This is a genomic window from Streptomyces sp. NPDC046335 (assembly GCF_055587985.1).
Genome location: NZ_JBVJFF010000007.1, coordinates 95,659 through 115,001, shown reverse-complemented (window position 1 = coordinate 115,001; position 19,343 = coordinate 95,659). Strand labels below are relative to the sequence as shown.

The following is a 19,343-nucleotide window of genomic DNA, read 5'->3' as shown; positions in this document are numbered from 1 at the left end:
GCGTTTCACCCTTCAGTCCTCGTTGACGATGCGCTCCACCGCCGCCGTGACGAGCTGTTCCCGCTCGGCCTCCGAGAGCACGTCGGGCAGGGTGAGCTGTTCGACGATGAGCCAGTTGAAGGCCAGGTAGAGGAGCTTGACCGCCGTCGCGTCGCCGGGCAGGCCCGAGGACTCGTGGTACGAGACGTTGGCGGCGAGGTCGTCCCGTACGCGCTCGGTGAGGACGGCGCGCAGCTCCGGGCGCCTGGTCGCCTCAAGCCGCAGTTCGAGCAGGGCGAGATAGCCGGTGCGGAAGCCGCTGACCCTGCCGACGACCTCGCGCATGAGTCGCGCGTAGGTCTCCTTGTCGGGCTTGGCGGTGCGCTGGCGCTCGATCTCCTCCTCGCCGGGCGTGAGGCGTTCGTAGACGCGGGCGCCCGCCTGGGTCAGCAGATCGTCGCGGTTGGTGAAGTAGTTGGACGCGGTGCCCGTGGGCACGCCCGCCTCGGTGTCCACCGCGCGGAAGGTGAGCCCGCGGGCACCCTCCCTGGCCAGCACCTCGATGGCGGCGTCGACCAGGGCCGCCCGCCGGCCGTCGTTCCTGCGCACCATTGACACCACTCCACATGTAGTACTACGTTTCGACCACTACATGAAGAGTACTACAGGGGGAGTAAGAGTGCGGGACACCAAGACGCGCAAGCTCGTGTACTACGTCGGCGCCTCCATCGACGGGTACATCGCGGGACCCGGCGGCGAGTTCGACTTCTACCCCGTCGGCGACGAGGAGCAGGCCGCCGCCTACGCCGCGTGGGTCAACGCCCGCTATCCCGAGACCGTCCCCACCGCCCTGCGCCCGCACGTCGGCCTCGCGGACGCCCCCGGCCGCCGCTTCGACACGGTCCTGATGGGGCGCGGCACCTACCGCCAGGCCCTCGACCACGGCACCGCGAGCCCGTACGCGCATCTGCGCCAGTACGTGGTCTCCGGCACGCTCGGCTCCGCCCCCGACCCGGCGGTGACCCTGATCGGCGGGGACGCCCGCGTACGCGCGCTCAAGGAGCAGGAGGGGCGGGACATCTGGCTGTGCGGCGGCGGACGCCTCGCGGCGGCGCTGCTTCCCGAGCTCGACGAGCTGATCGTGAAGAGCTACCCGGTGGTCGCCGGGGCCGGAGTCCCGCTGTTCGACGGCGAGTTCCGCCCCACGCGGTTCCGGGTGACCGCGCGCGAGACGTTCCCCAACGACGTGTCGATGACCTGGTTCGAGGCGCGGCGGTAGAACGGGAGCGTCGCCGCGCGCCGCCCCGCCGCCCCGCCGTCCCGCCGTCCCGCGGTCAGAAGACGACCAGTGCCCGGCCGCCCTTGCCCGCGATCATGTTGTCGAAGGCCGCCGGAATGCCGTCGAGCCCGATCCGGTCGGTCACCAGGACGCTCAGGTCGAGGCGCCCCGCCCGGATGTGCCCGGCCAGGACCGGCAGGTCCACCGCGGGGTCGGAGTTGCCGTAGACGCATCCGGAGAGGGTCCTGCCCCAGTGGAAGATCTCCAGGGCGTTGAACGTGACCTGCTGGTCCTTGCCGCCGATGCCGACCACCGTGGTCCGGCCGCCGCGCCGCGTGGACTCCCAGGCCGTGCGGATCGTCACCGCGCGGCCCACGCACTCCACGGCCACGTCGACGCCCTGGCCGCCGGTCAGCTTGCGGATGGCGCGGGCCGTGGTCTCCGAGGCGAGCACGTAGTCCGTGGCCCCGGCGGCGCGCGCCAGCTCCTCCTTCTCGGGGGACACGTCCACCGCGACGATCTGCGCGGCCCCGGCGATCCTGGCCGCCTGGAGCGTGGCGAGGCCGACCCCGCCCACGCCGAAGACCGCGACCGTCTCGCCCTCGCGCACCTTCGCCGCGTGGTGCACGGCCCCGTACCCGGTCAGGACGGCGCAGCCGAGCAGGGCGGCGTCCGTGAGCGGGACACCGTCCGGCGCGGGCAGCAGGCAGCGGGCCGGGACCACCGTCTCCTCGGCGAAGGCGGCGACGTTCAGGCCCGGGTGGAGCTCCGTGCCGTCCGGCCGCCGCGCGTGGACGCGGGCGGCGCCCGCGAGGGCGTCGGCGCAGAGCCACACCTCGCCGAGCGAGCAGGCGTGGCAACTGCCGCAGGAGGGCGCCCAGTTCAGGACGACGGCGTCGCCGGGCGCGTACCCGGTGACGTCCTCGCCCACGGAGACCACGGTGCCCGCGCCCTCATGGCCGAGGACGGCGGGCACCGGGAGGCGCATCGTGCCGTTGGTCAGGGACAGGTCGGAGTGGCAGACCCCGGCGGCGGCGAGCCGCACCCGGACCTGCCCCGGCCCCGGCTCGGGCAGCTCGATGGCGGCGATCTCCAGCGGGGAGCCGATGGCGGGAAGGATGGCGGCGCGGACCACGTTCACGTACTCCTTGGGGAGGCTGGCGGGCTCGGGGCGGCGGGAATAGGAGGGCTCGGGCGGCGGGGGTCGGTTCAGAACTGGAGGGACTTCGTCTGGAGGTACTCCGTCAGGCCGTGCGCGCCCAGCTCGCGGCCGACGCCGGACTGCTTGTAGCCGCCGAAGGGGGCCAGCGGGTTGAAGCCGCCGCCGTTGATGTCGACCTGGCCGGTGTCCATGCGGCGGGCGAAGGCGGCCGCCTCGGCGTCGTCCGCGGCCCACACCGCGCCCGCCAGGCCGTACACCGTGCCGTTGGCGATGCGCAGGGCGTCGTCCTCGTCCTCGTAGCGGATGAGGGAGAGCACCGGGCCGAAGATCTCCTCCTGGGCGATGGTCATCTCGGGGGTGACGTCGGCGAAGACCGTGGGCTGTACGTAGTAGCCCTGCTCCCGGGGCGCTTCGGGGCCGCCCGCCACGATCCGGGCGCCCTCCTCGACGCCCTTGTCGATGTAGCCGCGCACGCGGGCCTGCTGCTTGGCGTTGACGAGCGGGCCGATGCGCGGCCCGTACTTGGCCGCGGCGGCCTTCGCGAGCTCCACCGCCTCGTCGTACTGGCCGGTGTGGACCAGCATGCGGGTCCAGGCGCTGCACGTCTGGCCGGAGTTGGACATGACGTTGGCGACGCCGACGTTGACCGCCTTGGCGAGGTCGGCGCTCGGCAGGATGACGTTGGCGGACTTGCCGCCGAGTTCCAGGGCGACGCGCTTGACCGCGGCGCCGGCCGTGGCACCGATCTGCTTGCCGACCGCCGTGGAGCCGGTGAACGAGACGAGGTCGACGCCCTCGTGCTCGGCGAGCGCCTGGCCCGCGACCGGGCCGAGCCCGGTGACCAGGTTGAAGACACCCGCGGGCAGGCCCGCCTCATGCACCGCCTCGGCGAAGAGCTGGGCGGTGAGCGGGGTGTCCTCGGCGGGCTTGAGCACCACCGTGCAGCCCGCCGCGAGCGCGGGGGCGACCTTGTTGACGATCTGGTGCAGGGGGTAGTTCCAGGGGGTGATCGCGCCGACCACGCCGACCGGCTCCAGGTAGACGGTGGAGTTGCCCACCTTCTCCTCGAAGGGGTACGTCGCGGCCAGCTCCGCGTACGAACCGGAGACCAGGACCGGCACCCCCGCGTGCACGGCCAGCGAGAACGGCAGCGGGGCGCCCAGCTCGGCGGTGACGGTCTCGGCGATCTCGTCCTTGCGGGCGGCGAGCCGGTCGCGGAGCGCCCCGATCAGGGCGGCGCGCCCGGCGGGCGGCGTGGCGGCCCAGCCGGGCAGGGCGGCGCGGGCGGCACGGACCGCGGCGTCGACGTCCTGTGCCGATCCCGCCGGGACCTGGCCGATGGGCTGCTCGTCGGCCGGGTTCACGACCGTGATCGTGCCGGTGCCCGCAGCCGGGCGCCAGGCGCCGTCGATGTACATCCCGTCGTGGGCCTTCATCGCACTCCTCCAGGTTGACGTCCGCGTACAAACTAGCGCTGATAGTTTTGCGGCACCAGGGGCGTTCTCGGCGGGTGGCGTTCTCGGCGTGCGGCGTTCCCGACGGCTGGCGTTCCTGACGTCTGGCGTTCCCGACGTCTGGCGTTCCGGCGTGTGGTTCACGGAACAGCGGCGTCCGGACTCCGCCGCCTCATAGGCTCGGCCGCATGCTGCTGCTGCGACGCAAGCTACGGATGACCGCGGTCCTGGCCCTGGCCCTCTCGGCCACCCTCTTCGGAGCCACCGAGGGCGGCGTGAGTTCCGCCCGGGCGACGGCCGGGGCCGAGGAGAAGCCACCCCACGACCGACAGCTCCTGTTCTACAACCACTCCTACGGAGTGCTCGACCGCGAGACGGCCGACGCCGTCGAACACTCCGACTACCTGCCCCGGTTCGCGGACTTCGAGGTCCGCACCACGACCGGCTCCCAGGGCTCATGGACCGGCCGCTACCTCAAGGGCCGCGAGACCTACCTCGAACTCTTCGGGGTCGGCGACCTGCCCGACACGGAGTTCGGCGCCGCGGGTCTGGCGGTCTCCACGGAACGTGCCGGTGACTTCGCGACCGTGCTCAAGAGACTGCGGGAGGCGGGGATCAAGAAGCCGGTCGAGTTCCAGCAGACCCGCGACTTCGGCGACGGCGTCCCGGTGCCGTGGTTCGACGCCGTCTTCACCACCGATCAGTACGACGCGTTCGGGACCTGGGGCATGGAGTACCGGCCCGAGTACTTCGCCGACCCGCGCGGCAAGACCGAGCCGGCCGGCCACCCCGGTGACGTGGGGCGCGAGCGCTATCTGCCCGACACCTACCGCGAGCGGCTGATGCGTGACGTGACCTCGGTCCGCCTCGCGGTCACCGCGCGCGACCTGGACAACTCCGTGCCGCTGCTGCGGGCGGGCGGCTTCCGGGTGCGGAACGTGCCGGGTGGAGTCATCGCGGACGGCGGCGGCACCACGATCCGTCTCGACGCCGTGCCGCGCGATCGGATCGGCCTGAAGCAGTACACGTTCGCGCTCAACAAGGCGGTCAAGCACCGCCACGTGGAGCCGATCGGCAACTCCACCCTGACGGTCGGCCCCGGCACCCGAGCGGTATGGAACTTCACGGGCGAGGCCCCAGCGGGCGAGGGCGCGGCGGGCACGGGCCGGTAGGGGCACGGACCGGCAGTGCACGGACCGGCAGCCGGGACTGGCTCGTCCCTCGCGAGGCGCCTCCCGCTCCCCGGGCTACCTCAGCTCACCAGGCTCCACCCGCTCGCCGGATTCCACCCGCTCGCCCGGCTCCACCCGCTCCCGGGATTCCACCCGCTCACCAGGCTCCGCCCGCTCGCCCGGCTCCGCGGCGCTCCGAGGGTTCTTCGCGCCCCCGGGGCGTCCCCGTGCGCCGAGGCCCGCCGCGATGAGCAGCAGGCCGCCCAGCATCACGAATGGTGCCGCCACGCCCGCCACCCCGGCGATCAGTCCCGCGGAGGCGGGCGCGGCGACCTGGCCGAGCCGGTTGCCGGTCAGCCGGAGGGCGAGGGCGGTGGAGCGGGCGGCGTCCGGAGCCGCCTGGACGACCGTCGTCATCGACAGGGGCTGGCCCACGCCCAGGCAGAAGCCGAGCAGTACGAGCATGACGCCGAGCGCCCACACGGGTACGGGCAGCGCGACCCCGGCGCAGAGCAGCGCGGCGAGCCCGCACGTGACCACGATCAGCGCGGTGCGGCCCAGCAGCCCGATCAGCGGGGTCATCACCAGACGGCAGGCGATGGTCGCGGCGGCCCGCAGCGAGAGCAGCAGGCCGACCGTGGCGGGCGCGATGCCGCGGTGTTCGCCGACCACGGGCAGATAGGCCGTGAGGATGTCCGTCGCGGAGAGCACGGCCATGCTGATGAAGATGCCCGCGGGCACGCCACGCGCCCGCAGGATGCCGAGGACCGGCACCTTCGCCGCCCGCTCGGCGGGGCCCCCGGCGGCGCGGACGTGCTCGATGCGCCACAGCGAGCCCAGGGCGACCGCGGCGACCCCCGCCGAGACGAGCAGCGCGAAGGCGCTGGTGCGGCCCATGTCGGCGCCGATCAGGGCACCCGCGGCGAGCGGTCCCGCCAACTGGCCGAGCGAGGCGCCGATGGTGAAGTGCCCGAAGTTGCGGTCCTGCTCGTCGGGCGTGGACTGCCGGGCGACGAGCGACTGCGCGCCGATCACGAAGCAGAGGTGGCCGAGCCCCATCACGCCGCTCCAGGCGGCGATCGCGGCGAGCGAGCCCGCCGTACCGCTGAGGGCGCAGCCGCCGGCGATCAGGACGACGCCGACGGGCAGCAGGGGCGCGCACCGCCCGTGGTCGGTCCTGCGGCCGAGGGGGACGGCGGCGAAGAGCGGGAGCAGCGCGTAGACGCCCGCGATGACGCCGATGGCGCGCTCGTCGGCGCCCAGCGACAGGGCCCGGTAGGAGACGGCGGGCCGCGCCATCGACACCGCCCCCTGCGCGAAGCTGAAGGCGATGACGAGGCGGAGCAGCCAGCCCCTGCCACCGGGCCCGGTTGCCGCGTGTGGCATCAGATGATGCCGAAGAGGATGCCGGAGCCGAGCACCACCAGCGAGGTGAGCACGGCCCACTTGACGGTGAACCTGGTGTGGTCGCCGAACTCGACCTTGGCCATGCCGACCAGGACGTACACGGCGGGCACCAGCGGGCTCGACATGTGCAGCGCCTGCCCGGCGATGGAGGCCCGTGCGATCTCCAGGGTGCTGACGCCGTGCGCCTGGCCCGCCTCGGCGAGGACCGGCAGGACCCCGAAGTAGAAGCCGTCGTTCGACATGAAGTAGGTGAGTGGCAGGGACAGGAGGCCCGTGACCAGGCCCATCTGCGAGCCCATGCCCTCCGGGATGGCGTCGACGAGCCATGTGGCCATGCTGTCGACCATGCCGGTGCCGGTGAGGACGCCGGTGAAGACGGCGGCGGCGAAGACCATGCCGGTGACGTTGAGGACGTTCTCCGCGTGGGCGGCGATACGGGCCTTCTGGTCGGGCATGTGCGGGAAGTTCACCGTGAGGGCGAGGGCCGCGCCGAGCAGGAAGAGGACCGGGATCGGCAGCCACTCCATGATCATGGCGGTGAGCAGCAGGACGGTGAGGCCCGCGTTGAACCAGTACAGCTTGGGGCGCAGGGTCGCGCGGTTCGGGTCGAGCCCCTGGAAACCGTCTTCCTCGTCCTCGGAGTCCTTGCCGGTGCCTTCCGCGAGGCCGGCGCCCGCTCCCCCGGCGCCCGCTCCCCCGGTACCGGTACCCCCGCCTCCGGTGGCCCGCTCGGTGAGGGACGTACGCCCCTCACCACCGGCACCCACCAGGACCGTCTCGTCGGCCGTGACGGTGACGGTCTCCTTCTCCAGGACGTCGTCCAGCGAGAGCGTGCCGAGCCGCTTGCGCTCCCGCAGGCCGAGCGCGTAGGAGAGCAGGAAGACGGCGACGAGACCCATGGCGAGCGCCGGGATCATCGGTACGAAGATGTCGGCGGCGTCGACCTTGAGCGCGGTCGCGGCGCGGGCCGTGGGGCCGCCCCAGGGCAGGGTGTTCATGACGCCGTTGGCGGTGGCGGCGACGCCGGTCATGACGACGAGGCTCATCTTGAGGCGCTTGTAGAGCGGATACATCGCCGAGACCGTGATCATGAAGGTGGTCGAGCCGTCGCCGTCGAGGGAGACGATCGCGGCGAGCACGGCGGTGCCGACCACGATCCGCACCGGGTCCGCCTTGCAGAAGCGCAGGATGCCCCGGACGATCGGGTCGAAGAGGCCGACGTCGATCATGACGCCGAAGTACACGATGGCGAACATGAGCATGGCCGCCGTGGGCGCCAGATTGCCGACGCCGTCGAGGACGTAGTCCCCGAGATGGGCTCCCTTTCCTACGAACACGCAGAAGAGCGCGGGGATCAGCACCAGTGCCGCGATCGGCGACATCTTCTTCATCATGATCAGCACCAGGAAGGTGGCGATCATGACGAATCCGAGGATTGTCAGCATGGGGGCTACCTAACGTTCACCATCGAACTCCCACCAGGTCTGGCGGTGCGGATGACGTTAGGACTCGCCATCAAGCGTTAACAAGATGTTGACGTGCGAGCAATAAGCGCAAAACTCCTGGTCACGGCCGTGTGTCGGACACATCCAGGAGGATCACGCCGTTGCGGGTGGCCACGGCGAGTCCGCCGTCGGGGCCTGCGGCGAGACCGGTACAGGTGGAGGGGAGCTCGACGCTGCCGTGTACGAGGCCGTCGGGTACCCCGGCGACGACGAGCCGGCGGCGGGCCGCGACCGCGTACGTCCGTGCGCCCGGCAGCACAGCGGCATGCCGCGCCCCGGCGAGCGGTGGCGGATGCTCGTGCGTGGCGCGCACGCCGCGTCGTTTGACCCGCCCGGGCGGGCCGTCGAGACCGGCCAGGATCGGCGCGATCGGCACCACCGCTGTGCTGTGCGCGTCGACGACCAGCAGTGCGCCGGACGGCTCGTCCGGGAGCACGGCCACCGCCCGTACGGCGCTGCGGTCGGGCAGCACCACCAGGCGCCAGGTCTCGGCGTCGACGAGGTGGAGGCCCGCGGGCGTGGGCACGGCGATGAGCCGCCGGTCCCCGCAGCGGACCGCGGCCGCGCCACCGGCCAGCAGATGCGGGGAGGCGGCGCAGCGCAGCCAGTCCTGGAGCGGGCCGCGGTCGACGCCGTACACCGTCGCGGAGGCCCCGTCATGGCTTCTGTCGAAGTTGAGCGCCAGCACCTCGTCGCCGTCGCGCGGGCCCGGCCCCGGCAGCCGTACCAGCCCCGCCCGCGCGGTCAGGGTGCACAGCACGACGTCGCGCAGCACCGTCCTCGCCGGGGGCGCGTCCGGCGGGGACGCGAGGTCCCAGCGCTCCAGCACTCCGAGCTCGCTGCGCGAGAACAGCGCGGGCCGCGGTGTGTCACCGGTTCCCGGCCCGCTCGCCGCCATCACCTCAGCGACTCCGCTCTCGCAGGCGGGCCGCAGCTGGTGCCGCAGCGCACCGCTCGTGCCGTCGCGCACCTGCACCGTGCCGTCGGCCCCGCCGACCGCGACGGCTGTCCTGCCGTCCGTGGCGAACACCTCGACGGCGGTCGCGCTCGGTACGGCGTCCAGGGCCTCGGTCAGCTCCCAGCCGCCGGCGCGCTCGTCGAGCCGCCACAGTGTGCCCCGCTCGTCGCCGCAGAGCAGCCCTTCGCCGTCCGCCGCCAAGGACCGCAAGGGCAGGGGGAGCAGGTGTTCCCATGCCTCGCCCTGGAGCGCGACCAGGCGCCGGTCCCCGCCCGCGCTGAAGGCTCGCGCTCCTCGCGTCCCCCGCGCGAAGGCCAGGGCGTGGACGGGAGCCCTGTGAACGGTGAGCGGCTCACCGCGGGGGAGGCAGGCGGGCAGGGTCCACTCGCGTACGGTGCCGTCGTCCGCGCCCGCGAGCAGCCGCCCCGAGCCGTCGGGGTCGAGGGCCAACGCCGTGGTCCAGGCGGAGGCCCTGGGTTCCGGGCCGAGCCCGTACCACCGGCCGTGCGTGACGTCCCAGCAGGCGACACGCCCACCGTCGGTGCCGGCCACGACCACGTCGCGGCCGCGCACCGTGCCCGTCGTCAGGGCGGTGACGATGCCCGGGACGGTGAACTCCCGTTGCTCCAGGGGCACGGCGCCGGGCAGCGTCAGCACCGTCACCCGGCCGCCGACCTCCCCCGTCACCACCAGGCCGTGCCCCTCGCGGGTGCGGCCGACCGCGGCGGCGGACACCAGCGAGTACGTCCACGGCTCCGGGTGCGGCAAGGACCGCCGCCACAGCTCCCGCTGCTCGACCGGGTCCCAGCAGCGGATCAGGTGGTCAAGGCCGACGCTCACCAGGACGCCGCCCGCGTCCCGGCGGCGCACCGCGCCGACGGCGAGCACCGGTGCCTCATGCGCGTTGATCCGGGTGGAGTCGGCGGCGTGCGTGCCGGGCCACAGCCGGAGCACCCCGTCGTCGCCGCCGATCACCGTGGTCCCGCCCACCGCGCACACCGCCGATGCCTCGTGCAGCCCCTCCTGTCCGCCGACGCGGTCGCCGGTGACCAGGTCGTACAGCTGGAGGCCGCGCCCGGCGCCCTGCACGCCCACGCACGCCACCGGGCCGAGCCGGAACGTCGCGAGCCGCACCCGGCCGAAGCTCCCGATCCGGAGCGGCAGCCCCAGCGGGCGTCCGCTGTCCAGGTCCACACGGTGCAGCAGCCCGTCGGACGTGGCGACGGCCACGATCCACTGGCGGCCGACCCGGTGCACGGCCAGCGCGCGGGGCCGCGGGACGTGTTCGAGCAGCGTGCGCACGGGCGCCCGATCGGTCAGGGAGGCCAGCCGGACCGTGCCGTCGACGCCCATGGTGACGACGAGTTCGCCCTGGGCGTGCCCGGCCACGTGCGCGAGGTCGAGGACGGCGCCGTCGTGCCCGGTGGAGACGGCGGGGCCGAACTCGTCGAGGTCGGTGATGCGTACGGTGGCGTCGGAGTAGCCCGCGAGCAGTCCGTGGCCGTACTCCGCGGGCAGCGCGGCCAGCGCGGTGATCCGTTCCGCCGTCCCCGACCGTTCGTCGCCCGCCGCGGAACGGCCCACGCACTCCGCGTCGAGCTGGAGCTCGAGACGCTCCCGTCGTCTGCTCTCGAAGTCGAGCAGGGCACGCCGACGGCGCCGGGACATCCGGGGCTCGGCACTGCCGGTTCCCAACGCGTACGTCAGACAGTCGCCGTCGTCGAAGTGGAGCACCGCGCGCGTCGGCGGGCCCTGCCCGTCGGCGGCGCCCCACACCTGCACCCGCTTCGCCCGACGCAGCCCCAGGCGCTCGTGTCCGGCGTCGGCGGTGGGGTGGGGACGCAGGCGCCAGCACCAGTACCGGCCACGCACCGCGTCGAAGACGTGCAGCAGCCGCCACTGCCGGGAGAACAGCTCGCCCTGGGACCACACCGTGTGCCGGTACTCCGACAGCACGGCCGCGCAGCCCGGCAGTTGAGGCGTCGCCGTCCACGTGGCGTCGCCGAGGTACTCGTCGGTGGCAGGCTGGTCCGAGCGATCGCCGGTGTCCAGGTCCCACACCGTGGCGCCGGACCGGTAGGACCGCTTCTCCAGGAAGTACGCCCCTTCGCCCACGGGCACCACGATGCCGCTCCCCGGCAGAGCCTCCATCCCCTCGTAGCGGCGCGCTCCGCCGTGCGGGTTCCAGGCGGCCCACCGTGCCCGCCACGGCAGGTCGCCGCGGTCGCAGGAGGCGGCGAGCGCTGTCGCCCTGCGGCAGACGGCGGCGAGCCGCAGCCGGGCGCGGCTTTCGGGGTCGGCGGCGCGCGCCCGGGGACCGCGCAGCAACTCCTCGACGTCCCGTACGGCACGCCCGGCCCGTCGCCCGTCCGCCGTACGCAGCCGGGGCAGCGCGGCGAGGAGCTGGTCGGGGTCGGCGGTGAGCACGAAGCCCGCGTCCAGGACCAGCGGGTCGAGGACGGCGCCCTCCGCCGCGTGCAGCGCGAGGTACCGCCGTACGTAGGCGTGGTCGAGGCCCTTCAGCACGCCCGCGACCACGCCCTGCACCCGCTCGGCGTCCAGGCCCTCCCTCAGGTACTCGACGAGGGCCCGGTGGTAGATCCGGTACACGGAGTCCTCGTCCTCGACGTCCTCGACGAGGTACGACCCCGCGGCCTTCGCCAGCCAGACGATGTCCTCGTCCCCGTAGGCCCGGCCGCTGAGCGCCGCGGCGAGGCGCGGCCACACGCCGGCCCAGGGCAGGCCCACGCCCTGGGCGAAGGCGAGCGGGCGCAGCAGGTCGCGGGCCCGGCCCGCGAGCGGGCCGAGGCGCTGCTCCAGGTCGCGTTCCATGGCCTCGCCGGGCAGGCGCGGCAGTTCGTCGCGCCAGCGCCGGTCGTCGGGGTCGGGCACTCGCGTCTCGCGGGCCGTGGTGCGGGCGGTGATCCGGGCCACCAGGAAGGAGCGTCCGGCCGCGTCGGCGATGGCGCGGGCGACGGCGTCCACGCGGTCGGGCGGAGCGGTGCACAGCACCGATCCGGGGGTGGTGAGCAGGGTGCGGGTGTAGGCGCGTACGGCGTCGGGGTCTCCGTGGCGTTCGTCGTCGAGGTCGATGCGGCTCGCGGTGCGCGGCAGCAGCCGGGCGATGTGGGGGCGGGCGCCGACGAGGAGGCGCAGCGGGAGCCGGCGTCTCGGGTCGATGAGCGGGGCGATGAGGTCCTCGACGGTGTCGTGCGGGTCGAGGGCCTCGTCGAGGGAGTCCATGAGGACGACGAGGGGTTCGGATCTGGCCTGGAGGTGGGCGGCGAGCGCGCCGAGGGACGGGGCGGCGCAGCCGGAGGCGGCGGAGAGCGCGTCGAGGAGCTGCCGTTTCGTCTTGTGACTGGCGTTGACGGCGACGTCCACGGCTCCGGGCTCGGGCACTCTGGCGGGCAGGCCCGCGCGGGGTACCGCGGCGCCGTGGGCCGCGTCGGTGAGCACGGTGACCATGCCGAGCAGTGAGGACTTGCCTGAGCCCGGGTCACCGGTGACCACGCACAGGCGGTCGGCGGCGCGGTGCGGGGCGAGCCAGTCGGTGATGTCGGTCAGCGCGGTGTGCCGGCCGGTGAAGTCCCAGACGTCTTCGGTGGGCGCGTCGGTGCCGCGCGCCCTGGGCAGGAAGAAGCCGGTCAGCTCTGCGGTGCGGGCCCGGCGTTCGCGGCCGGCCAGCTCGACGATCCGGTCGATCTCCTCCAGCTTGAGTCCCGAGGCACCGGGGACGTACCGGGGGTTGGGCAGGAATTCGGGGATGTCGGCGTCCGCGTGGGTCACGGACCAGATGGCCCGCTGCGTCGCCGGTACCTGAGGGTCCGCCTTGATGGCGCGCATGACCTGGCCGACGCCGATGTGGGCGGGTGCGTGCCCGGCGGTGGCCTGGCTGCGCACGGCCCGGTCGAAGGCCGCCGAAAGGGCTCCGGCCAGCGCCTCCTCCTTGCGGCGGGAGGCGGCGATGATCACCAGGCCGGTGCTGCCGGGCTCGGTGCCGAAGGTGTGGGCGCGGCGCGCCTCCAGGGCGGCGCGCAGGGCGCTGTCGGCCCCTTCCTCGGCGAAACAGGCGTCGATGAGGACGAGGAGGCGCGCCACGGGGGTGTCTTCCCACAGCAGGGTGACGAGGTCCTCGGTGGGCAGGGCGGTGCCGGGCAGGTCGCGCGCGTCGCTGTCGGCGAGCAGGAGGTAGTGGCGGCCGCTGCGTTCGGCGGTGACGCCGTGGCAGGTGAGGTAGAGGACGACGTAGTCGTCGGGGGCGCGCTCGGGGTCGGTGGCGAACTTCCGCAAGGCTTTCGCGAGTTGCTCGCGGGTCGGGTCGAGCCCCAGGTCCGCGCCCCTGCGGTAGCCGAGTTCGCCGAGGAAGAGCCGGTCGACGCGGGCCACGTCGTCGGCGAGTTCGGGGCGTGCGGCCTCCGGGTGCGCGTGCACGTCCGTGACCGCCGTCGACAGCAGGAAGCGGCGCGCGGGCGGGGCGGTGGGGGTGTCAGCCGTCACCACAGCCCTCGCTCACCGCTCTGCCCGCCTCCTCGGTGCACAGGTAGCGGGTCACGTCGTGGGCCTTCGAGCCGTTGTGCACGAGGTGGCCGCGCACCCGTTCGCCGAACAGCGGACGCAGGTCCTTGACGAGCGCGACGACGTCCCCGGCGTCGGCGATGTTGGTCCAGTGCTCGACGCGGCCGGGCCAGTCCCCCGGGCTCCCGCCTTCACCGGCCACGAGGCGGTCGAAGACGAGGTGCCGGACACCCAGCGGGGAGCCGAGCGTCAGCAGCGTCCGGACGGGCCATCCGGGGTGCGCGCACAGGGCTTCGTAGGCGACGACGCTGCCAAGGGAGTGGCCGACGACGACCCGGGTGTCGTCGGTGACGGCCGCTGCGACGCGGCGCTGGACCTCGGCGCGGACGGCCGGGTCGGTGAGGTAGGCACGCACCTGCTTGAGGTCCAGGACCAGGGAGCGCAGCGCCACGTCGGCGAAGAAGCGGGAGCGGCTCAGCGCGTTCAGGGCGCGCTGAACGGCGCGCGGGGTGCGGGCGAGGGTGCGGGCGTCGGGCGGCAGGACGGCGGGGTCGGTACGGGCGGCCTCGGCCCACCACAGCAGGAGCAGCTCGCTCTCCAGGCCGTCGGCGACGTCGGAGGCGTCGAGCGGCGGATCCTGCACGCCGAGCGTGCGGCCCGCGGGACGGAACAGATCTCCGTAGAAGACGCAGGTCACGTCCGACGCGTCCAGGGGCGCGGCCGCGGCGCGGGTCAGCCCGTCCGCGAGCGCCGGACGCCAGGATGCCGCCAACTGGCTCTCACCGACGTGCTGTTGGCCGATTCCGTGGATGCACACCACTCGCGCCATGTCCCCCCTCGGCCCGGCACCGGATTCGATCACCCTAGCAACGGAACGTGCCGCGGCGGCCGTTCGGGCGACACCGCACGCGACGGCCCGCCCACGCGCCTGCCCCGGCTCCCGCCCCCCTCAGTCCAGCGACCGCGCGAAGTACGCGTGCAGCAGGGTCCGTGCCTCCTCCACGAGGTGGGGGTCGCCGTCGGGTCTGCCGCGGAAGGCGAGCTGGAGCACGGCGTCGACCGCCTCGACGCCGACCGCCACGGCCCTGCGGAGCCGCTCGTCCAGCGCCCGGTCCAGATGGTCCGCGAGCAGCGCCGCCACCCGTTCGGCGACCTGGTGGTTGGCGTCCGGCATGGCGTCCGGGGCCGAGGGGACGCCGAAGTCCACGAGGCCGAAGCCGGGGACGGTGCGCATCATCGCGAGGTACTCGTCGAAGGCGGCGTCGACCGCGCCGCGCCAGTCGCCCCGGCCGGCGTCGGCCATGCGGGCCGCGACACGCTCGGCGTAGCGGTCGAGGTTGCGGTGGGCGAGGGCGTCGGCCAGGGCCCGCTTGTTGCCGAAGAACCGGTAGACCGAGCCGATCGGGACACCGGCGCGGAGCGCGACGGCGCGGGTGGTGAGGTTCTCGTAGCCGGCCTCGTCGAGGACCGCGGCGCAGGCGTCGAGGATCCGGGTCAGCCGCTCGGCGCTGCGCTCCTGCACGGGTACGCGGCGCAGGGAGGCCGGGGGCTTCGGTTCCCTGGGCGGGTTCGGCTGGTGCATCCCGGGAGAGTAGAGCATCGCTCACGTTCCTGGCTTCCCCTTGCGGAAGGGAAATTCCAATCCTACGGTGTCCCATAGGAATCAGCGCAGAGGGAGCCATGATGAGCGGGGACCGCACGAGCACCACAGGCCGGGCCGACGAAGGCGCGGCGCGCAAGACCGCCGAGGGGCTGAACTACCTCTCCGGCTTCGGCAACGAACACAGCTCCGAGGCGGTGCCCGGCGCCCTGCCGCACGGCCGCAACTCACCCCAGCGCGTCCCCCTCGGGCTCTACGCGGAGCAGCTCAGCGGCTCGGCCTTCACCGAGCCCCGCGCGCACAACCGCCGCTCGTGGCTGTACCGCATCCGCCCCTCGGCCGCGCACCCGCGGTTCACGCGCATGGACAACGGAGCGATCCGTACGGCCCCCTTCACCGAGTCGGTGCCTGACCCCAACCGGCTGCGCTGGAACCCGCTCCCGGAGCCCGCTCCCGGCACGGACTTCCTCGCGGGCCTCTGGACGCTGGGCGGCAACGGCGACGCGGCCCAGCGCACCGGCATGGGCATCCACCTGTACGGCGCGAACGCCTCGATGACCGACCGGGTGTTCAGCGACGCGGACGGTGAGCTGCTCATCGTGCCCGAGCAGGGCGGCCTGCTCCTGCGCACCGAGTTCGGGCCGCTGCACGCGGAGCCGGGCGAGGTCGCGCTGATCCCGCGCGGCGTCCGCTTCCGCGTGGAGCTCCTCGACGCGAGCGCCCGCGGGTACGTCTGCGAGAACTACGGCGCGCCCTTCCAGCTCCCCGACCTCGGCCCGATCGGCGCCAACGGCCTGGCGAACGCGCGCGACTTCCGGGCGCCCGTCGCGGCGTACGAGGATGCCGAGGGCCCGGTGGAGGTGGTGAACAAGTTCTGCGGCAACCTCTGGCGCGCGACGTACGACCACTCCCCGCTCGACGTGGTGGCCTGGCACGGCAACCACGTCCCGTACGTCTATGACCTGCACCGCTTCAATGTCATCGGCTCGATCAGCTACGACCACCCGGACCCGTCGATCTTCACCGTGCTCACCTCGCCGTCCGACACCCCGGGCCTCGCGGGCGTCGACTTCGTCGTCTTCGCGCCGCGCTGGCTGGTGGGCGAGGACACCTTCCGGCCCCCGTACTTCCACCGGAACGTGATGAGCGAGTACATGGGCCTGATCGAGGGCGCGTACGACGCTAAGGCCGAGGGCTTCGTCCCGGGCGGCGGCTCGCTGCACAACATGATGTCGGCGCACGGCCCGGACCGCGAGACGTTCGAGAGGGCGTCGGCGGCGGAGCTGCGGCCGCAGAAGATCGACGACGGCCTCGCCTTCATGTTCGAGACGCGGTGGCCGGTGACGGCGACGGAGCAGGCAGCCCGGGCGCCCCACCTGCAGCGCGGGTACGACGACGTGTGGCAGGGTCTGGAGCGCCACTTCCGTAGCTGATCCACCACTGCTTCCGTTCGACACTGTGCTTGTTCGACACTGTGCATGCTCGACGCCGCGCCCGTTCACGAGGCGCTCGTTCGAAGATGTGCAGGTCGCAACCGATTCGGAGAGACCGTGACCGCTTTCGCCCCGGACTCGATCGTCCTGAATCGAAAGCTGCCGCTCTGGTACCAGGTGTCGCAGTCCCTGCGCGCCTCGATACTCGGCCGCACCCCCGATGCCCCGCTCCGGCTGCCCACGGAGGAGCAGTTGGCGGGGCATTACGGGGTGAGCGTGCTGACCATGCGGCAGGCGCTCAAGGAGCTGGAGGACGAGGGGCTCATCACCCGCCACCGGCGGCGCGGCACCTTCATCGAACCCAGCGCCCGGCGCGGCACCCCCGTCCGCCTGCTCGGCTCGGTCGACGCCATCGTGGCCCAGCAGTCGGGCATGACCACCGAGCTGCTCGACCACGGCTCGGCACCGCCGACCGCCGAACTCGCCGCGTACTTCCCCGACTCCGGCGAGGTGGCCACGTACCACCGGCTGCGCAGCGACGAGAAGACGGGCGAGCCGACGAACCACGCCCGCAACTTCGTGCGCCCCGAACTCGCCGCCCGCATCGACCTCGACGATCTCGCGCGCTGGCCGATGACGAAGGTGCTGCGCGATGTGGTGGGCGTGAAGATCAGCCGGATCACCGACACCGTCGAGGCCACCCTCGCCGACCCGGAGACCGCCCGACTGCTGCAAGTCCCGCTGCTCAGCCCGATCCTGCACTACACCGGCGTCACCTACGACGAGGAAGGACGGGCCCTCGACGTGGCCCGCATCCACTACCGCGGCGACCGCTTCTCCTTCTCGGTCACGCTGGAGGCCACGTAGACACAGGGGGTTACGATGCCGGGCGTGACGCATGACGAAGCGCCGCTGCTCGCGGACCTCATGCCGTGGTCCGTCGCACCGCTCCGGCCGGGCCGCGGGTGGCCGATGGGACCCGACGCCGCATCCCTGAGGGCCCGCTGGGACACGTTCGTCCGCGCGGCGGGCCAGGACCGCGAGGCGCTGTTCCGGCCCACGCGCTCCCGCACCCTGCACACCGCGGTCGCCCAGCTCCCCGGCCACTCCGGCGGAACCGGCCGCCTGGCCAGGGAGTCGGGCCCCTGCCCCGAACCGGTGCGCGTCCTGCACGGTCCCTTCGACGAGCAGTGGCTGATCCCCGACCACCGCCTCCTGGACGTGGCCCGCCCCGAACTGTGGCGGGTCGCGGGCGAGGGCCAGCTCTTCGCCGTCGAACAGGGTTACGTACCCGGCGCGGCCGGACCCGCGGTCCTCGCCTCGGCCGTGCTGCCGGACGGGCGCTCCCCCGCCGGGCGCCCCGGGCGCATCCGGCCGCTCTTCCGCCGCCCCGGAGCCGTCGAGCCCAACCTGACGCCGGGCCTCGCCGAACACCTGTCGAAGCTCCTCGGCCACGAGGTCACCGCACGGTCGCTGCTCGCCTACGTCCTCGCCACGGGGACGGGTTCGGCGGCCGGCTGCCGGGTGCCGCTCACCCGCGACCCCGGCGTCTGGGCGCGCGGCACCGACCTGGGCGAGCGGCTGCTGCGGCTGCATCTGCGCGGCGACGGCGAGCGCCCGAAGCTGCCCGGCGGGCGCAGGCCCTATGTCCGCGCGCCCCTGCCCGCGAACCCCGGTTCACTGTCGTACGACGCCGATGAGCAGGTCCTGCGGGTCGGCGACGAGGGTGTCGTCTCGCCGGTGCCGAAGGAGGCGTGGGAGTCCGAGGTGAGCGGGGTGCGGGTGATCGAGCGCTGGTTCACCGCGCGCACGGCCGAGGCGGAGGCGGAGCCGGGGTCACTGGCGGCGATCCGCCCCCGGACGTGGCCGCAGGCCTGGACGTCGGAGCTGCTCGAACTCATCACCGTCCTGGCCTTGTTGGCGGAACTGGCGCCGCGACAGGCCGAGCTGAGGGCGATCGACAGCTCCCTCGTCACCGTGGACGACCTGCGCCGGGCGGGCGTCCTGCCCGTCCCGGACACCGCGCGCCGCCCCGCCTCCGTCCTCGACCACCGCGAAGAGGGCCCCGACGGCCAGTTCGCCCTGCTCTGAGCCTCAGCGAGCCGAGCCTCGGCGGCCTGAGCCTCAGCGGTCCGAGCCGCACTGAATCCGAGCCTCAGCGGAAGGAATCCAGGAGCCGGCGCAGCGCACGCTCGTAGCTCTCGTCCGGGTCGCCCGGCGCCGGCCCCTCCGCCACCATCCTCGCGAGCCGCGGATACGCGCCATCCGCGAGCTGCCCGAGCAGATAGGCCGAGCGGATCCGCTGCTCCTGCTCCTCGGACCACGGCAGGCCCCTCGCGCGTTCGGCCATGGCGATCTCGTTGGCCACCGTGGTCATCGCCGTGCCGTTGACCATCGCGATGAGCTCCATCTTCGTGCCCTGGGGCGCGTCGAGGCCGTCCAGGACCCCGAGGCAGTGCTCCAGGTAGCGCAGGGCGTTGGGGCTCGATCCGTAGACCGTCGACATCACGCGCGTCACCCAGGGGTGGCGGCGCAGGATGTCCCGGGTCTGCCGGCCGAGGCCGAGCATCTCCGCGTACCAGTCGCCGCCCACGGCCGTCCCGGACAGCTCGTACTCACCGCTGACCGCGTCGACCATCAGTTCGTACAGGTCTTCCTTGCGCGGCACGTAGTTGTACAGCGACATCGTGCCGCAGCCCAGCTCGCCCGCCACGCGCCGCATGGACACCGCGTCGATGCCGTCCGCGTCGGCGATGCGGACCGCCGCCGCCGCGATGTCCGCCCTGCTGTACGCGGGCCTCGGGCCACGGCCCGCACGCTCGGGGCGCGCCCAGATCACTTCCGGTTCGGCCGCTCGGCCCGCCATTGATCATCAC

14 protein-coding genes are annotated in these 19,343 nt (G+C 73.5%); 5 read left to right on the top strand and 9 right to left on the bottom strand.

The window, feature by feature from the left end; all coding sequences use genetic code 11:
• Positions 1 to 12: 12 nt before the first annotated feature.
• Positions 13 to 591, bottom strand: a complete 579-nt coding sequence (locus ACZ6JY_RS18460; protein ID WP_469197048.1) for a TetR/AcrR family transcriptional regulator — start codon at positions 589 to 591, stop codon at positions 13 to 15.
• A gap of 67 nt (positions 592 to 658) precedes the next feature.
• Here ACZ6JY_RS18460 and ACZ6JY_RS18455 point away from each other — a divergent pair, with 67 nt between their 5' ends.
• Positions 659 to 1,258 (top strand): dihydrofolate reductase family protein, encoded by a 600-nt coding sequence (locus ACZ6JY_RS18455; protein ID WP_469197047.1) that lies wholly within the window; start codon positions 659 to 661, stop codon positions 1,256 to 1,258.
• Positions 1,259 to 1,313: 55 nt separating this feature from the next.
• Here ACZ6JY_RS18455 and ACZ6JY_RS18450 read toward each other — a convergent pair whose 3' ends face one another.
• Together ACZ6JY_RS18450 and ACZ6JY_RS18445 are read right to left on the bottom strand one after the other, a co-directional pair.
• Positions 1,314 to 2,393: a Zn-dependent alcohol dehydrogenase gene (locus tag ACZ6JY_RS18450; protein WP_469197341.1), complete on the bottom strand. Its 1,080-nt coding sequence runs from the start codon at positions 2,391 to 2,393 to the stop codon at positions 1,314 to 1,316.
• 74 nt (positions 2,394 to 2,467) lie between these two features.
• Positions 2,468 to 3,856, bottom strand: a complete 1,389-nt coding sequence (locus ACZ6JY_RS18445) for an aldehyde dehydrogenase family protein (protein WP_469197046.1) — start codon at positions 3,854 to 3,856, stop codon at positions 2,468 to 2,470.
• A 233-nt stretch (positions 3,857 to 4,089) separates the two neighbouring features.
• Between ACZ6JY_RS18445 and ACZ6JY_RS18440 the strand changes: the two genes are divergently transcribed.
• Positions 4,090 to 5,046, top strand: coding sequence for a DUF5829 family protein (locus ACZ6JY_RS18440; RefSeq protein ID WP_469197340.1), 957 nt, complete (start codon positions 4,090 to 4,092; stop codon positions 5,044 to 5,046).
• A gap of 75 nt (positions 5,047 to 5,121) precedes the next feature.
• Here the strand turns inward: ACZ6JY_RS18440 and ACZ6JY_RS18435 are convergent, their stop codons facing one another.
• The 5 genes from ACZ6JY_RS18435 to ACZ6JY_RS18415 all read right to left on the bottom strand — a co-directional run bounded on the left by ACZ6JY_RS18435 (position 5,122) and on the right by ACZ6JY_RS18415 (position 15,016).
• The gene (locus tag ACZ6JY_RS18435; protein WP_469197045.1) at positions 5,122 to 6,432 is read right to left on the bottom strand and encodes an MFS transporter; all 1,311 of its coding nucleotides are present in this window, start codon (positions 6,430 to 6,432) and stop codon (positions 5,122 to 5,124) included.
• Positions 6,432 to 7,898 carry a CitMHS family transporter gene (locus ACZ6JY_RS18430; RefSeq protein WP_469197044.1) on the bottom strand — a complete coding sequence of 489 codons (1,467 nt, stop codon included), beginning with the start codon at positions 7,896 to 7,898 and terminating at the stop codon, positions 6,432 to 6,434. The genes ACZ6JY_RS18435 and ACZ6JY_RS18430 overlap by 1 nt, the downstream gene beginning before the upstream one ends.
• 121 nt (positions 7,899 to 8,019) lie before the next feature.
• Complete coding sequence (locus ACZ6JY_RS18425) at positions 8,020 to 13,416, bottom strand: caspase family protein (RefSeq protein WP_469197043.1); 5,397 nt, start codon at positions 13,414 to 13,416, stop codon at positions 8,020 to 8,022.
• The gene (locus ACZ6JY_RS18420; RefSeq protein WP_469197042.1) at positions 13,406 to 14,263 is read right to left on the bottom strand and encodes a hypothetical protein; all 858 of its coding nucleotides are present in this window, start codon (positions 14,261 to 14,263) and stop codon (positions 13,406 to 13,408) included. Before ACZ6JY_RS18420 ends, ACZ6JY_RS18425 begins: the two co-directional genes overlap by 11 nt.
• Before the next feature lie 120 nt (positions 14,264 to 14,383).
• A complete protein-coding gene (locus ACZ6JY_RS18415; RefSeq protein WP_469197041.1) occupies positions 14,384 to 15,016 on the bottom strand; it encodes a TetR/AcrR family transcriptional regulator in 633 nt (210 codons plus the stop codon).
• A 101-nt stretch (positions 15,017 to 15,117) separates the two neighbouring features.
• Between ACZ6JY_RS18415 and hmgA the strand changes: the two genes are divergently transcribed.
• The 3 genes from hmgA to ACZ6JY_RS18400 all read left to right on the top strand — a co-directional run bounded on the left by hmgA (position 15,118) and on the right by ACZ6JY_RS18400 (position 18,558).
• The gene (hmgA, locus tag ACZ6JY_RS18410) at positions 15,118 to 16,467 is read left to right on the top strand and encodes a homogentisate 1,2-dioxygenase (protein ID WP_469197040.1); all 1,350 of its coding nucleotides are present in this window, start codon (positions 15,118 to 15,120) and stop codon (positions 16,465 to 16,467) included.
• Positions 16,468 to 16,584: 117 nt separating this feature from the next.
• Positions 16,585 to 17,334, top strand: a complete 750-nt coding sequence (locus tag ACZ6JY_RS18405; RefSeq protein ID WP_447036483.1) for a GntR family transcriptional regulator — start codon at positions 16,585 to 16,587, stop codon at positions 17,332 to 17,334.
• Positions 17,335 to 17,349: 15 nt separating this feature from the next.
• Positions 17,350 to 18,558, top strand: coding sequence for a type ISP restriction/modification enzyme (locus ACZ6JY_RS18400; RefSeq protein ID WP_469197039.1), 1,209 nt, complete (start codon positions 17,350 to 17,352; stop codon positions 18,556 to 18,558).
• 64 nt (positions 18,559 to 18,622) lie between these two features.
• Here the strand turns inward: ACZ6JY_RS18400 and ACZ6JY_RS18395 are convergent, their stop codons facing one another.
• Positions 18,623 to 19,333, bottom strand: coding sequence for a TetR/AcrR family transcriptional regulator (locus ACZ6JY_RS18395; RefSeq protein WP_469197038.1), 711 nt, complete (start codon positions 19,331 to 19,333; stop codon positions 18,623 to 18,625).
• Between the last annotated feature and the right edge of the window lie 10 nt (positions 19,334 to 19,343).